The sequence below is a fragment of the Colwellia sp. genome, from assembly GCF_013215345.1.
Classification (GTDB): domain Bacteria; phylum Pseudomonadota; class Gammaproteobacteria; order Enterobacterales; family Alteromonadaceae; genus Colwellia.
The window spans coordinates 39,446-54,860 of the sequence record NZ_JABSOV010000014.1; the positions used below are offsets into that span (position 1 = coordinate 39,446).

Annotated in this window: 12 protein-coding genes; 10 read left to right on the plus strand and 2 right to left on the minus strand. The window is 39.4% G+C overall.

Annotated features, from left to right (window positions below):
- Window positions 1-37: 37 nt before the first annotated feature.
- Window positions 38-1,321 carry a diguanylate cyclase gene (locus tag HRT50_RS02885; RefSeq protein WP_291611160.1) on the minus strand — a complete coding sequence of 428 codons (1,284 nt, stop codon included), beginning with the start codon at window positions 1,319-1,321 and terminating at the stop codon, window positions 38-40.
- Between the two features lie 125 nt (window positions 1,322-1,446).
- Between HRT50_RS02885 and greB the strand changes: the two genes are divergently transcribed.
- Window positions 1,447-1,929, plus strand: coding sequence for a transcription elongation factor GreB (gene greB / locus HRT50_RS02890; RefSeq protein ID WP_291611162.1), 483 nt, complete (start codon window positions 1,447-1,449; stop codon window positions 1,927-1,929).
- Window positions 1,930-2,512: 583 nt separating this feature from the next.
- On the opposite strand, the gene HRT50_RS02895 is transcribed toward greB, so the two are convergent.
- Window positions 2,513-3,511 (minus strand): peptidylprolyl isomerase, encoded by a 999-nt coding sequence (locus HRT50_RS02895; RefSeq protein ID WP_291611164.1) that lies wholly within the window; start codon window positions 3,509-3,511, stop codon window positions 2,513-2,515.
- Between the two features lie 41 nt (window positions 3,512-3,552).
- Between HRT50_RS02895 and HRT50_RS02900 the strand changes: the two genes are divergently transcribed.
- The 9 genes from HRT50_RS02900 to HRT50_RS02940 all read left to right on the plus strand — a co-directional run.
- Window positions 3,553-4,263, plus strand: a complete 711-nt coding sequence (locus HRT50_RS02900; RefSeq protein WP_291611166.1) for a DUF445 domain-containing protein — start codon at window positions 3,553-3,555, stop codon at window positions 4,261-4,263.
- 244 nt (window positions 4,264-4,507) lie between these two features.
- On the plus strand, window positions 4,508-5,698 hold the full coding sequence (locus tag HRT50_RS02905; protein ID WP_291611168.1) for an amino acid aminotransferase: 1,191 nt from the start codon (window positions 4,508-4,510) through the stop codon (window positions 5,696-5,698).
- 181 nt (window positions 5,699-5,879) lie between these two features.
- Window positions 5,880-6,515: a guanylate kinase gene (gene gmk / locus HRT50_RS02910; protein WP_291611170.1), complete on the plus strand. Its 636-nt coding sequence runs from the start codon at window positions 5,880-5,882 to the stop codon at window positions 6,513-6,515.
- Window positions 6,516-6,636: 121 nt separating this feature from the next.
- Window positions 6,637-6,924, plus strand: coding sequence for a DNA-directed RNA polymerase subunit omega (gene rpoZ, locus HRT50_RS02915; RefSeq protein ID WP_291611172.1), 288 nt, complete (start codon window positions 6,637-6,639; stop codon window positions 6,922-6,924).
- Window positions 6,925-7,470: 546 nt separating this feature from the next.
- Complete coding sequence (gene spoT, locus HRT50_RS02920; RefSeq protein WP_291611174.1) at window positions 7,471-9,579, plus strand: bifunctional GTP diphosphokinase/guanosine-3',5'-bis pyrophosphate 3'-pyrophosphohydrolase; 2,109 nt, start codon at window positions 7,471-7,473, stop codon at window positions 9,577-9,579.
- Between the two features lie 85 nt (window positions 9,580-9,664).
- Window positions 9,665-10,057, plus strand: a complete 393-nt coding sequence (locus HRT50_RS02925) for a RidA family protein (protein WP_291611200.1) — start codon at window positions 9,665-9,667, stop codon at window positions 10,055-10,057.
- A gap of 198 nt (window positions 10,058-10,255) precedes the next feature.
- The gene (gene trmH, locus HRT50_RS02930; protein WP_291611176.1) at window positions 10,256-10,963 is read left to right on the plus strand and encodes a tRNA (guanosine(18)-2'-O)-methyltransferase TrmH; all 708 of its coding nucleotides are present in this window, start codon (window positions 10,256-10,258) and stop codon (window positions 10,961-10,963) included.
- 9 nt (window positions 10,964-10,972) lie between these two features.
- Window positions 10,973-13,066 (plus strand): ATP-dependent DNA helicase RecG, encoded by a 2,094-nt coding sequence (gene recG, locus HRT50_RS02935; protein WP_291611178.1) that lies wholly within the window; start codon window positions 10,973-10,975, stop codon window positions 13,064-13,066.
- A gap of 182 nt (window positions 13,067-13,248) precedes the next feature.
- The coding region (locus tag HRT50_RS02940) for a DUF748 domain-containing protein (protein WP_291611180.1) at window positions 13,249-15,415 on the plus strand (2,167 nt) is incomplete at its 3' end.

Below are 15,415 nucleotides of genomic sequence, written 5' to 3' on the forward strand. Positions count from 1 at the left end.
ATTCTGACGAAAATTACCTAAGTTATACTCAACGACATTACTCTAAGAAATCGACAGTATTACCACCCAGCGCCTTTGCTTTATAGACACTTTTATCGGCTAAATTCAACAGTTTTTTAAAAATATAACCACCCGGCTCGGTAGAACTAACACCAAAACTAGCCGCCACTTTAACCTCTGCTGCACTGCAATTAATATTGCTCACTTCCACGCATATTCTGCTGGCTATTTTCTGCGCTTGCCTTTGCTCGCAATGAGGTAACACCAATAAAAATTCATCGCCGCCTAGACGAATAGCGACATCTTCTAGCCGACAGTTCTTTTGCAGCACACTAGCAATATTCACTAAAACTTCATCACCAACTTCATGACCAAATGTGTCATTGATGTACTTAAATTTATCAAGATCTATCATCACTAAACATAAGGCATAACTGTGTCGCTTGGCTAAATTAAGTGCTGGCTGTATTGCGGCATTTAAATAATGACGATTATACAAACCCGTTAGCTGATCCGTCATCGCTAGTTGCTCTAATAGTTGTTGCTGGCTGACCATTTTTATAAAAAGTTGTCGAGCGACAACAAGGTTTTTTACCCTAGCAATAAGCTCCGCTTGAATCACAGGTTTACTAATAAAGTCATTAGCGCCGACTTGCAGAGCATGAATCTTTTGACTGAATTTAGTCATGGCTGACATAGCTAGAATAGGCGTTAATTGTTTCTCATCCGTTCTTGCTCTAATTTCCTCAATCATGGCAATGCCATCTTTATCGCCGGGTAAGAAAATATCTAATAGCACCAAATCATAATTGGCACTTTCAAAGTGAAGCAAACCGGCTTCCGCCGTTTTATGATGATCGACCACTAGCCCCATTTGCTGCAAAATATCCTTGGTCATATTTGCTAAGGTCAGGTGGTCCTCAATATATAAGATTTGACCTGTTATTTGCGCTATTGTTAAATGACCTTTAGTTAATCCCATTAAAATATCTTTAAACTTAGGCAATTCATTACGTTGGCAAACATAATTAACATCAATGGTTTTCATTTTCGCTAGCTTACTTTGCTCTTGCTCACCAGTGATGACCACAATTTGACTATCCTCCATACCAGAGATAGTTTTTATCTGTTTTGCTAAGGTAAGTGCGGTCATATCGACTAAATTCATTGCCACAACAACGAGATCAACTTTATTACTGCTTAGCGCTGTTAATGCGGCTGCGCCGGTAGAGACTTCCTCATGACTTATTGAGAAGCCGTATAAGAATTCATGAAGTAATAATCGGTAAACTCTCGATGGTTCAACAATCAATGCTTTCATTGACACTTCCTAGGCAATAGAAAATCTAATTAATAGTATGGTCGTTGTTTTTTAGTTATACCAATATGCTATACATTTTTGATATTATGTTGATACTTAGTACAGTCATTATTAACAAGTAATCTATGAAGAAATCAAACTATATTACTCGCGCAGGCTGGGACCGTTTAGATAAAGAGCTAAAGTTTCTTTGGAAAGACGAGCGCCCTAAAATTACTCGCTCCGTCAGTGAAGCGGCAGCGCAAGGCGATCGCAGTGAAAATGCTGAGTATATTTATGGAAAACGACGTTTACGTGAGATTGATCGCCGGGTACGATTTTTAATGAAACGTACTGAAGACTTAAACATAGTGTATCCAGACCATCAGCAAGAAGGTCGAGTATTTTTTGGTGCTTGGGTCACTCTAATTAATGAAGATGATATTGAAGTAGTTTACCGCCTAGTTGGTCCGGATGAATGGGACGTTACGCGAGGAGAGATCAGTATTGATTCTCCTATGGCACGAGCATTATTAGGCAAAGCCGTTGATGATGAAGTGGTAGTAAAAACCCCTGAAGGTGAACGTATTTTTGATATTATTAGTATTAGCTATAAACCAGCCGTATAAAGTACTATTTACTAGTTATACCAGTTCCATTAATTAGGTGATCTACTTTATACGTAGAGAAAATTGCCAAATACAAGACATTTACTTTAATAACTAGTTGTTCTAATTATTAAATAAATAACGAAGTAGTTGGTAATTTTAGCAAGTAGAAATGATCACATACTTAGTGGGATTGGTATTAGCTAGTAATCAAACTGTACACCTAAGCGCAGGTTTACCCGCATTGGAGAGCGATTTTTGTGAATAATTAAGGCTAGCACTACGTGGTTGAATATCGGCCCAAGCATGGCTACTTAGTGCTGAGATACTCATTAAAGTAGTAACAGCTAGGGCATTGCGCTTTGCTATTATTTCAAGGAAATATTGTTTGCATAGGTTTAATGAAAAAATCGGCAAGATATCGACTCTAGTTAGCAATTAATTATAGGTAATACCAATCGGACTAATTAAGTGGTCCGATTGGTATAATATGTACTATTAATAACCTATATTAACATGTCACTAAAATCAGGACACCTGCAAACAAACAAAACCACCGAATCGTTACAACTTAATAGCTACAAACTAAAAACCTAACTAAACCTTACTTAACTAACCGACTTCTAATAGGAATTTGGCATACATCAAGTACCGGCGGTGGTTTTTTATAGAAAAAGGCATTGTTCCGTTTGCGGCGTTTCACTATGCGTTCAGCAAAGGCCGTTGATTCTGTATTCTCTACTTCAAGGTGAATTTGCTCATCTTTTGTCACATCACTCATCAATTGCATACTAATGATTTCAGTAAAATTTCGATGATCGACCGCATAATCCCCTTCCACAACTTCAGTGCGCTGTATTGCTTGAATATGCTGCATACCGTAAACCACGCGACCAAAGATGGTCATTATACGGTCTAAATAGCGCGGCGCTTGGCCAATAACAAAATAGAAATGGCTTGAAGCTGAATCTGCCTCATTATTTCTAGCCATGGCGATGGTACCAGGGCAATGCGTTAACCAAGCTTTACCAGAATTAGCATTTTCATCCGCTTGATAAGCCAAGGCAAAGCCGTCTTTAAATCCAGTTTTCTCGGCAAATAAATCTTGCTGCTGTACTGGGGTGAAGCGCCATGTCTTATCTGTGTGCCATTCCGATTCCATTGCTAATAGCGGTACTGATTTATCTTTTTTACTACCATCTTTGGGCCCTGCTTGGGCAACAAAACCGTCGATAACACGGTAAAACTTAGTGCCATTATAAAAACCTTGCTGGGTTAAATTACTAAATTGTCCGGCATTTTTTGGCGAGAATTGCGGCGCCAGTTCAATAACGACTTTGCCATGGGGTAAAGTTAACAACACAGTGTTATCAAGTGACAACTTGCGCCACATTGAATCTGCTGAATTATCAGCGCCACAAGCACTAATAAAAAATAATGTCGTTAAGGTCAGTACAGTTTTTAAGGAAACTTTCATGGCAGAGCCTTTATCTATTTTTATGGAGATACCAAACCTATTAACAGCGATAAAGTCATTGAATTTAGCATAACTAGAGCTGAATAAATTTAATGGAATTGGTATAAGTAAATTAAATGCTATCATAGCCACTTTTATAATTTAACCAAATCATTGTGGAGTGTTTCGTGAACAAAAGCCTTATCACCAACCTTATTGCGTTAACTTGTACGTTAGGCGGCTATGTTAGCGAGCAACATTTGCTTTTTACTTTAGGTCTTTTCGCTTTATCTGGTGCCGTCACTAACTGGCTGGCCGTGCATATGCTCTTTGAAAAAGTACCACTGCTTTATGGCTCTGGCGTTATTCCTGCCCGTTTTGAAGAGTTCAAAGTCGCTATTCGTCAATTGATGATGGAAGAGTTTTTTACTGAACAAAACATCGACCGCTTTCTTTCTGATAGTTCAGGAAAAGCCAGTACCATTAACTTATCGCCGGTTATTGATAAAGTCGACCTTAGTCCTGCGTTCAATAGTTTAGTTGAAGTTATTGAACAATCGTCATTTGGCCCAATGCTCGCCATGGTTGGCGGCAGCGAAGCAATTCAGCCAATGAGAGACCCCTTTATTGCCAAGATGAAACTCGCAATGCAAGATATCACCCAAAGTGAGCAATTTAATACCCTGTTGCGTGAAGAATTGGAGCAACCGGATATAATTTCCGGCATGCGGGATAAAGTTAGCGATATTATCGAAAAGCGCCTTAATGAATTAACTCCGCAGTTAGTCAAAGAGATAATTCAAAAAATGATCAAAAAACATTTAGGCTGGTTAGTGGTTTGGGGCGGCATATTTGGCGGTGTTATTGGCCTTGTTGCCGCACTCACTAATAGTTTTTAGTAACTATTATTCACGGATAAATACTCATGGCTTTATTTAACAATTCTAGTGGCACTTATAAAATAAAGACCCATCACCGTACAAATTAATCTTATATTTGCCACATTATGGTGTAAAAATCACTTTAATTACGCCTTAATCTTAGGTTATGCTTAGTTAACTAAAAAAATTAGAGCTTTTAAGCTAATAAGCGCAATGATGCCTTATTACCAAGCTCTCATCTAACATAAGGTAAACTTCTGTCATGTTTGGTAGTTTAAAGGCTTTGCCTGCCGATCCAATTCTTGGATTATTAGCTAAATATAGAAAAGATAACAACCCAAATAAAATCGATTTAGGTGTTGGTGTATACAAAAATGAAGCAGGTCACACTGCGATACTTAATTGTGTAAAAAAAGCTGAACAACATCGCCTAACGACAGAAGACACCAAAGTTTATATTGGTCCTACTGGCTCAGAGTTATTCAATGATGAAATGGCTAAGCTTATTTTTACCGCTGAGCATAAAGTATTAAACCAAAATCGTGCTCGTACCGTATCTACCCCTGGTGGTACTGGTGCTTTACGCGTTGCTGCTGAATTTATCAAATCGTGTAAAGCCGGCGCTACCATTTGGGTAAGTGACCCAACATGGGCAAATCATACCGGTTTATTTAAAGCTGCCGGTTTAAACGTTAAAACTTACCCTTATTATGATCATGAAAATAAGAGCTTAGACTTTGACGGCATGTTAAATGCGCTTAAAGATGTCAGCAGTGATGATGTGGTGTTATTACACGCTTGTTGTCATAATCCAAGTGGTATGGATTTAAATAAAGAGCAATGGCAACAAGTTGCTGAAGTAGCTAAAAGTGTTGGTTTCACGCCATTAATTGATATGGCTTACCAAGGTTTCGGTTCTGGTTTAGACGAAGATGCTTACGGTTTACGTTTAATGGCAGAAACAGTTAAAGAAATGATCGTTTGTAGTTCATGTTCTAAAAACTTCGGCTTGTACCGTGAACGTATTGGTGCTTGTACCATCATTGGCGAATCAAGCACAGCGGTTGATATCGCTAAGTCGGTATTACTTTATGTGGTACGTGTTATTTACTCTATGCCTCCAGCACATGGCGCAGCCATTGTAGAAACTATCCTTAGTTCTGATGAATTGCGTAACGAATGGTATGGCGAATTAAAAGAAATGCGTGATCGTATTAATGGCAACCGTAAATTAATCGTCGATAAGCTTGTAGAAAATGGCGTAACTCGCGACTTTAGCTTTATTCAACGTCAAAATGGTATGTTCTCTTTCTTAGGTATTACCCCTGAGCAAGTTCAACAACTACAAGATGAATACAGCATTTATATGGTAGGTTCTAGCCGTATGAGTATCGCTGGCATTGCCAATAGTAATGTTGATTACTTAGCGAAATCTATTGCTAAAGTGCTTTAGTACGGCAATAAATCACAGATAGTAAGTATAAATAAAATCTGGCTGAGCTTTTTTTATTCTAATAGAGTAAAATATGTCTCAGCCTTTTTTATTGGCAAAAATTTATAACTAAATGGAGTAACTAATCACTCAATTTAGTACTACTCATATGTGATTCAAGTTTGTTTTAAAGGAAAACCCTGTGACTGTTCCCGGTAATTTATTTATTCTTTCTGCGCCAAGTGGTGCAGGGAAATCAAGCCTAATCAATGCTTTACTAAAGCAAGATAACCAAGCATCCGCTAGAGCTATGCAGGTATCGGTTTCTCATACCACTCGAGATGCTCGTCCTGGTGAAAATAATGCTGAACATTACCACTTTGTTAGCGTTGAAGAGTTCAAAAAACAAATAAGTAATAATGCCTTCTATGAGTATGCCGAAGTCTTTGGTAACTATTACGGTACCTCTGCAGCGGCAATCGATGCACAACTTGCCCAAGGTATTGATGTATTCCTTGATATTGATTGGCAAGGCGCTCAACAAGTTCGTATGAAGAAACCTAGCGTAACCACTATCTTTATTAGCCCTCCTTCTAAAGAAGAGCTAGAAAGTCGCTTACGTGGTCGTGGTCAAGACAGTGAAGAAGTGATCGCCAGTCGTATGGAACAGGCGCAAGCTGAATGTTCTCATTATAATGAATTTGATTACATTATCGTTAATGATGACTTTGACCAAGCCCTGCTTGATCTAACCACTATTGTAAATAATCAGCGCCTTAAATGTCGTCAACAGAGCATTGCTCAGCTAGAATTGTTTAGTAATCTGCTGAATAAGTAAGATAATAAAATATTTCCTCGGTTGCGTGGCTTAATACACATGGTATTACTTGCTTAATTAATGAGTGGGCAGTAAACTACGCAGCTATTTTATAAGTTCGTTTATTAGTTGGAGTGACCAGATGGCTCGCGTAACTGTTGAAGATGCCGTAGAAAAAGTCGGTAATCGTTTTGATTTGGTGCTAGTTGCATCACGTCGTGCTCGTCAAATTGCAACGGGCGGAAAAGAGCCATTGGTTGAAGTCGAAAACGACAAACCAACGGTAATTGCTTTGCGTGAAATCGAAGCAGGCTTAATTACTACAGATATTATGAACACTTCTGATCGTGCACAGCAAATCCAGCAAGATACTGCTGAATTAGATGCAGTTGCAGCGATTGTTGGTGGTCAACAAGACGAATTAAGCTAGAGTTAACTCCTTCTATTTAGAGAAGGACTTAGTTTTAAGCACTTAAAAGCGCGTACCTCATTCTGCTTATGTCAGAAAATAGGTTACGCGTTTTTTTATTGCTTAAGCTTTATTTTTTCCTTGTAAATAGAGCGTATTCTTCTAATCAAACCTTCTCTTCGATAAAGGCCTTACCGATATAACCGTTACCATTCAAGATACATGTTTCAGAGTGCTTGAGCAATTTCAATTCAAGGCATATCAATGTAGCCATGGTTATTCCATTTCAAATTGATGTAACGATGAAGTGATGTTGCTCAAGCGCTTCTGCGATGGGTTTTAAATGACTTTATGCGGCGTTAAAGAACAAAAATATAGACTGACTATGTTTACGTTCTTCTCCTTGCCTAAAGTCATTTTAATTCCCACTGAAATCGAGTACTTTGAATGGTAACGGGTATAAGCCTTTTAATGCTCGCTGAATCGTGCATTTCGATGTAACATGAATTTATTACTAGGGTATATACTCGAATTACCCCCATGTTCCCCCTTAATTTGGAGTATTAGGTGTACCTATTTGAACCGTTAAAAGAACTTAGCTCTACCTACCTATCAAAAGTACAAGTTGACCTGCTTAAACACGCTTATATAGTTGCGCGTGATGCCCATGATGGTCAAATGCGCTCAAGTGGTGATCCTTATATTACTCATCCGGTTGCCGTAGCGATTAATTTAGCCCAAATGCACTTAGACCATGAAACACTCATGGCGGCTTTATTACACGATGTTATTGAAGATACCGAAGTAACCAAAGATGAATTAGCTGAATTGTTCGGTCATACCGTAGCTGAACTCGTTGAAGGGGTTAGTAAACTCGATAAATTAAAGTTTAATAACAAAGAAGAAATGCAAGCGGAAAATTTCCGTAAAATGGTACTTGCCATGGTGCAAGACATTCGTGTTATTTTAATTAAACTTGCCGACCGTACACATAATATGCGTACCCTTGGCTCTTTACGACCGGATAAGCGCCGTCGCATTGCCCGTGAAACCTTAGAGATTTATGCGCCAATAGCGAACCGTTTGGGTATTCATGATATAAAAAATGAATTAGAGCTTTTAGGCTTTGAAGCGCTTTATCCTATGCGTTCACGTGCTTTAAAATCTGCAGTAAAAAGTGCCCGCGGTAATCGTAAAGCTATTGTTGATAACATTGAGAAAGAAATTGCCGCACGTTTAGCAGAAAGCGGCATTGATGCAAAAATTGTCGGTAGAGAAAAACATCTCTATTCAATTTATAAAAAAATGCTTAATAAAGAATTAATGTTCAATGAAGTCATGGACATTTATGCTTTCCGTGTAATCGTTAATGAGAAAATTGACAACTGCTACCGTGCTTTAGGTGCCATGCATAACCTGTTCAAACCCATTGAATCACGCTTTAAAGATTACATCGCCATTCCTAAAACTAATGGTTACCAATCGCTGCATACTTCGTTAATTGGTCCTCATGGTATTCCGGTAGAAATTCAGATCCGTACCCATGATATGGATCAAATGGCGGATAAAGGTGTTGCCGCGCATTGGCTTTACAAACAAGACGGTGAGAACACCGGCACAACAGCGCAAATGAAAGCGCGTCGTTGGATGCAAAGCCTACTTGAACTGCAACAAAGTGCCGGTAGTTCTTTTGAGTTTATTGAAAACGTTAAGTCTGACTTATTTCCTGAAGAGATTTATGTTTTTACCCCTGATGGCCGCATTATTGAGCTACCAATGGGTGCCACGGCAATCGATTTTGCTTATGCAGTGCACACTGATGTTGGCAACTCTTGTGTTGGTGTTAAGGTAGACCGTAAACCTTACCCAATGAGCCAGCCGATAGATTCAGGGCAAACCATTGAAGTAATTACTTCTAAGGCAGCCAGACCTAATGCGACTTGGTTAAACTTTGTTGTTACTGCTAAAGCACGCTTACAAATCAGAACTTACTTAAGAAGTTGTGAAAAAGACGAATCCCATGCGTTAGGCATTCGTTTATTAAGTCACGCCTTGGGTAAAACCAAGCTTAAAGATTTAGCGCAAGAAAAAATTGATGAAGTAGTGCAACAAAGTGGCAATAAGACCTTTGATGAATTACTGACTAATATCGGTTTAGGCAATGCCCTCAGTATCGGTATTGCTCGTCAGCTAACCGATGGTTTTACCGAAGATACCGAACTAGATCCTAACAGTACTAAAGCTAAAATGCCGATAAGAGGCACCGAAGGCATGTTAGTCAATTACGGTAAATGTTGTCGCCCTATCCCTGGCGATGGCATTGTAGCTTACTTAAGCCCAGGTAAAGGCTTGATGGTACATCAGCAAGGTTGCCGTAATATCAAGGGTCATGACCAAGGCAGCTTGTTCCCAGTAAAATGGGACAATGATATCGATAAAGAATTTATTGCTAAGCTTAGAGTTGAAATAATTAACCATCAAGGTGCCTTAGCATTATTAACTAATGTTATTGCTCGATGTAGCTCTAATGTGCACAGCTTAAACTCAGGTGAAAAAGAAGCAGGTTTATACGTAATAGACATGGAAATCACCTGTCGTGACCGTATTCATTTAGCTGATATTATTCGCAAGATTAAAGTGATGATTGATGTGCAACGGGTTATCCGTAATAAATAACCACAGCGGTTATTGCTCATTAGTAAACTAACAAATTACATAACTATTTAGTGGTATGCTAAATAAAACAGTTTAAACAGGACGTATTATGAAAAGTATTATCAGTACAGACAAAGCACCAAGTGCCATTGGTACTTATAGCCAAGCGGTAAAAGTAAATAATACGGTTTACTTATCAGGACAAATTCCTCTTATTGCTGAAACTATGCAAGTTGTTGAAGGTGACTTTGCTGCACAAGCAGAGCAAGTATTTAAAAACCTAGTTGCCGTTTGTGATGCAGCCGGTGGTGAAATTAACAATATGGTAAAAGTAAATATCTTCTTAACCGATTTAAGCAATTTTGCTACGGTTAACGAAATTATGAGCCGTTACTTTAGCCAGCCTTATCCAGCAAGAGCTGCGGTACAAGTTTCAAGATTACCTAAAGATGTGGCCATTGAAATTGACGGTATTATGGAACTTCCTAGCGTCAATTAAAAATAGCCTTCATTAATACTATTTAATCGGCATTGTCTACGCTGTCAGTTCAAGTCACTTATAGATATAAGCTCCATGAACTCACAGCTTGACAGCTTTGCTTAAATAGCATTTATTTGCCTATTAGGCGCTCCAGACTAAGTTTAAGTAACTAATAAAAGCCACATATTAGTTCAAATCATTTAAAAGATTAAAAGCATGACTCCAGAAAGATTAGCACGCATTAATACCATGTTAGACAAACGCCAGCCAGACTTAACCGTTTGTATGGAAGGCCTGCATAAAAGCCATAATTTAGCCGCCGTAGTACGTACTTGTGATGCCATTGGTATTAGTGATGTTCATGCCGTATGGAAGAGTGAAGAGGCGGAAGTACGAGGTGGTAGTGCTGCCGGCAGTCAGAATTGGATTGACGTGCATAATTACCATAAAACTACCGATGCAATTGCCGCGTTAAAAGCACAGGGCATGCAGGTATTAGTCACCAACTTGTCTGATACTGCAGTGAATTTTACCGAGATTGATTATACCAAGCCTACAGCCATTATTTTAGGCCAGGAGAAGTTTGGTACCTCAAAAGAAGCACTAGAACTAGCTGACCACCACATTGTTATTCCTATGGTTGGCATGGTGCAATCACTAAATGTTTCGGTTGCTTGTTCGGTAGTTTTATACGAAGCACAGCGCCAGCGTCAATTAGCCGGTATGTATGATCAACCGCGCTTGAGCCATGAACGTCGTCAACGTACTTTATTTGAAGGTGGTCATCCTATCTTTGCCGAGGCTTGTCAGCGTAAAGGTTTGCCTTATCCTGAAATTGATGAAGCAGGTCAAATTGTCGCTGATGAAAAATGGTGGCAAAAAATGCAAATGAACAAAAAAGCTTGGCAACACATTGATGACTAAATACTAACAATGGCACTGGAAGCTCTCACTAAGCTATCGCAAATTCCGCTCAGCACTCTTAAGGGTGTTGGGCCTAGTCTAGCTGAAAAACTTGAGAAAATCGGCTTGCTGTCTGTGCAAGACATGCTCTTTCATTTACCTATGCGTTATGAAGATAAAACCCGTGTCAGCACAGTGCGCGAATTATTAGTGGGTACCTCAACCAATATTATTGGCGAAATTACCGATAACCAGATCACCCACGGTAAACGACGCATGATGGTGGTTACTCTCCATGATGGCACTGGCAGTATTCAACTGTGTTTTTTCAGCTTTTCCGCCAGTCAAAAAAATAGCTTAGCCATTGGTAACAACATTCGCTGTTATGGTGAAATAAAGCGTGGTCCTCGTGGTTATCAAATAGTTCATCCTGAGTACAAAGCCCTTGATGACGATAGAGCATTAACCTCAGTAGAAGAGACCTTAACACCGGTTTACCCCAGTACCGATGGCTTAAGACAAGTTTCACTACGCAGTTTAACCGAACAAGCTTTAATTCGCTTACAGCGCGGTCAGGTAGAAGAATTACTGCCAAGTAATATTTTTAATGAGCAATACACGCTCAGTGATGCCTTAGCGATTATTCATCGACCACCGCCCGATGTTTCTATTGAGCAATTAGAGCAAGGCCGTCATCCAGCACAGCAACGATTAATTAAAGAAGAGTTACTTGCTCACAACCTGAGCATGCTTAAGCTCAGACAAAATAGTGATGTGCATGATGCGTTACCTTTGTTGGGTGATGAAAAAATTAATCAAAAATTCCTCAAAGCATTACCATTTACGCCAACCAATGCGCAAACTCGTGTGGTTGATGAAATAAAAACTGACCTGGCTAAAAGTCAGCCTATGATGCGCTTGGTTCAAGGTGATGTCGGCTCAGGTAAAACCTTAGTGGCAGCGCTTGCCGCCTTAACGGCCATTAGTGAGGGCTATCAAGTTGCCTTAATGGCACCGACGGAAATTCTTGCCGAACAGCACGCGATTAACTTTGCCAACTGGTTTACCCCGCTAGATATTAGTGTCGGTTGGTTGGCCGGAAAAACCAAAGTAAAGGCGAAAAGAGAAGCCCTTGAGCAAATAGCCAGTGGTAAAATGCAGATGGTTATTGGCACCCATGCGCTCTTTCAAGCCGATGTGATCTTTAAAAACCTGGTACTGGTTATTATTGATGAGCAACATAAATTTGGTGTTCATCAACGCCTGACCCTGAGGGAAAAAGGTGTCTTTGATAACAAGTATCCACACCAACTGATCATGACGGCAACACCTATTCCTCGTACTTTATCGATGACTGCCTATGCGGATTTAGATGCCTCTATTATTGATGAATTACCTCCAGGTCGCACTCCAATAAACACTGTGGCATTACCTGATTCACGCCGTGGGGATGTTATTGAACGTATTCGCCAAGGCTGTGTTAATGATGGCAGACAAGCTTATTGGGTATGTACCTTAATTGAAGAGTCGGAAGTATTACAGTGCCAAGCTGCCGAAGCAACTGCGCTTTTATTAGCAGCACAACTACCGGAATTAAAAATTGGCTTAGTACATGGGCGGATGAAGGCGGTTGAAAAACAACAAGTGATGGATGCTTTTAAAGCCGGTGCTCTTCACTTGCTTATCGCCACTACAGTCATAGAAGTAGGCGTTGATGTGCCTAATTCCAGCTTAATGGTCATTGAGAACCCAGAGCGTTTAGGGTTAGCACAACTGCACCAATTACGTGGTCGTGTTGGTCGAGGCTCTGTCGCCTCTTTTTGTGTATTAATGTATAAAGCACCACTATCAAAAACTGCCGTTAAACGCTTAAAAGTATTACGTGAAAGTAATGACGGTTTTGTTATCGCAGAAAAAGATCTGGAAATCCGCGGTCCTGGTGAGTTATTAGGCACCAGACAAACCGGTTTAGCCGATCTTAAAATTGCCGATCTGGTACGAGATGGTTACCTAATTCCTGAAATACGGCAACAGGCGTATTTATTATCACGCCAGCATCCTGAATGTGCGCAAGCATTGATTCAACGTTGGCTAGGCAATAAAGAGCAATACTCCAACGCCTAGCCAAAACTTAACTAATACCTAACTTATACTTAATTAAGCCTTAGCCAACGACAGTAATTAAAAATACTGTCGTGCCTTCCTGATCACAATAAGTTAGCAAAAATTACATTTAAGCAAAATACAGTAGTATTGAGAAAACATATGAATTACCATAAATAACAATGGAATAGATAAGGTAAATCATGTTATTTAATACGTTTATACAAAACAATAAGAAGTTATTAAAAATAACCTTAATAGCGCTCAGCACCATTGCTCTTTATGCCTTGCTGTTAGGTTTACTGACGCCTTATTTACTCAAAGAAAAACTTCCGGCCATAGTCAGTGAAAACTCCTCATATACCCTGCAAGTGGCAGATATTGATATCAACCCCTTTTACTTATCCCTTGAAGTTAAACAATTAAAAATACTCGATAAAAATGGTGACGATTTTACCGGATTTAAGCGCTTATTTGTCAATTTCCAAATGTCCTCACTATTTCGTTGGTTATGGACTTTTGATGAATTCAACCTAGAAGCCCCACACTTGCACTACCAGATATACCAAGATAACAGTAGTAACTTTGATGAACTTATTGGCTCGCAAAGCAGCACAAAAACTAAAAAAAATGCTGAAGAGAGTGCGGAAGAAAGTGCTATTCCAGAGATCCTAATCTCGCGTTTAAATATTGAGCAATTAAATTTACGCTTTACCGACCATGCTAAACAAGAGCCATTTGATGCCAACGTTGGCCCATTAACTATTGAACTGAATAACTTCACCACACAACGAGAGTTAAATAGTCCCTATAAGCTAAAAGCAACCTCTGCCGGTGGTGTTATAGGCTCTAGCCTTGAATGGCAAGGTCATGTCACTATTTTACCATTACGCTCTTCCGGTAAAATTAAAATAGACGGTATTGACCTGCCAACACTGTACCAATATTTTCAAGAGGACCTGCCAACGGCACTTAGCTCAGGTGAATTAAATATCAGTGCCGAATATGCCATCGATCTGTCTCAACCAGAAATGATACTTAAGGTCAGTAATACTAACCTGCTGTTTACTGATTTATTCATAAAACAAAAATCTGCCAACATTGATGATGTGCAATTAAGCAGTCTTGCCATCAATGGTCTTAATTATTCATTACCAGAAAACCAAGCCACACTAGAAGAAATTGTGCTTACTGACAGCTTAATAAATGTCATTCGTAGTAAAAGCGGAGAGCTGAATTTACTGCAAATGTTACCGCCAAGCACTAACGAAGAAAGCCCTAATGAAAAAGGCGCTAAACCACAAAGTAAAACTACTGCACCACAACAACTGCAACTAGCTATTGATAAAATAAGCCTAGTAAATAACCAATTAAAACTAACCGATAACACCACATATGTAGCAACCCAGGTACATTTAACGGCTATTAATATGAACTTAGCTAAGTTCAACTTACAAGCAGAGGCTATGTTCCCCTTAGACTTTTCAGCGGTTGTTGAACAAACTGGTAATATTTCCGCCAATGGAGAGCTGTCCTTATATCCGCTAACAGCCGAACTCGACTTTAACGCCGAAACGGTGCCATTACTTAGCATTGAGCCTTATATGCATCAATTTATTATTTCAGAGCTGATTGCCGGTAATTTTGATGCAAAATTACATATTAATTATGTCGAAGCGCTTGCCGCCAAGATATCAATGGCTGCCAGCCCGGAAAAACTCCTTATCACTGGCGATATGGCATTAAATAACTGGCGTAGCCGAGTTACAGACAAAGATGAAGATTATATACGTATTAATAAAGTTTCAGTTCAAGGCCTTAATATTGTTCAGCCAGAAAACACCATAGACATAGACAAGGTCACTATTGATAAGTTATGGCTTAATGCTCAGCGTAATGAACAAGGTGTTATGAATGTTGCTAGCATTCGTAAAGAGCGTATGGAGCAACGCCACGAAGCTGCTGAAGCAGGTAATACCGCGGTAATTAACCTTAAACATTTTCAACTGAATCCCTCTGCCTTGGTTTATACCGACTATTCAGTAAGTCCGCGTTATAAAATGCGTATAGAGCCTTTACAAGCAACAATTAAGGGCCTTTCGAGTAAAGTGAATAGCCGAGCAACCATTGATTTACAAGGTAAGATAAATAAATTTGCCCCGCTTAAATTAACCGGTAGTGTCAATTTATTATCTGAGACCTTGTATACCAATTTCAACTTGCTATTAAATGATGTGCAAATGAGCGACTTTACTCCTTTCACTGCCACTTATGTTGGCCGCGAGATTGATAAGGGTAAGCTAAACCTTAACGTAAAATACCTCATTGAAGATCAAGAGCTTACTGCCGACAACACTATTTTTATCGATA

Coding starts and splice junctions, on each gene's coding strand:
- HRT50_RS02885 (WP_291611160.1), bottom strand. CDS start 1,321: ATGAAAGCATTGATTGTTGAACCATCGAGAGTTTACCGATTATTACTT.
- greB (WP_291611162.1), top strand. CDS start 1,447: ATGAAGAAATCAAACTATATTACTCGCGCAGGCTGGGACCGTTTAGAT.
- HRT50_RS02895 (WP_291611164.1), bottom strand. CDS start 3,511: ATGATAGCATTTAATTTACTTATACCAATTCCATTAAATTTATTCAGC.
- HRT50_RS02905 (WP_291611168.1), top strand. CDS start 4,508: ATGTTTGGTAGTTTAAAGGCTTTGCCTGCCGATCCAATTCTTGGATTA.
- rpoZ (WP_291611172.1), top strand. CDS start 6,637: ATGGCTCGCGTAACTGTTGAAGATGCCGTAGAAAAAGTCGGTAATCGT.
- trmH (WP_291611176.1), top strand. CDS start 10,256: ATGACTCCAGAAAGATTAGCACGCATTAATACCATGTTAGACAAACGC.
- recG (WP_291611178.1), top strand. CDS start 10,973: ATGGCACTGGAAGCTCTCACTAAGCTATCGCAAATTCCGCTCAGCACT.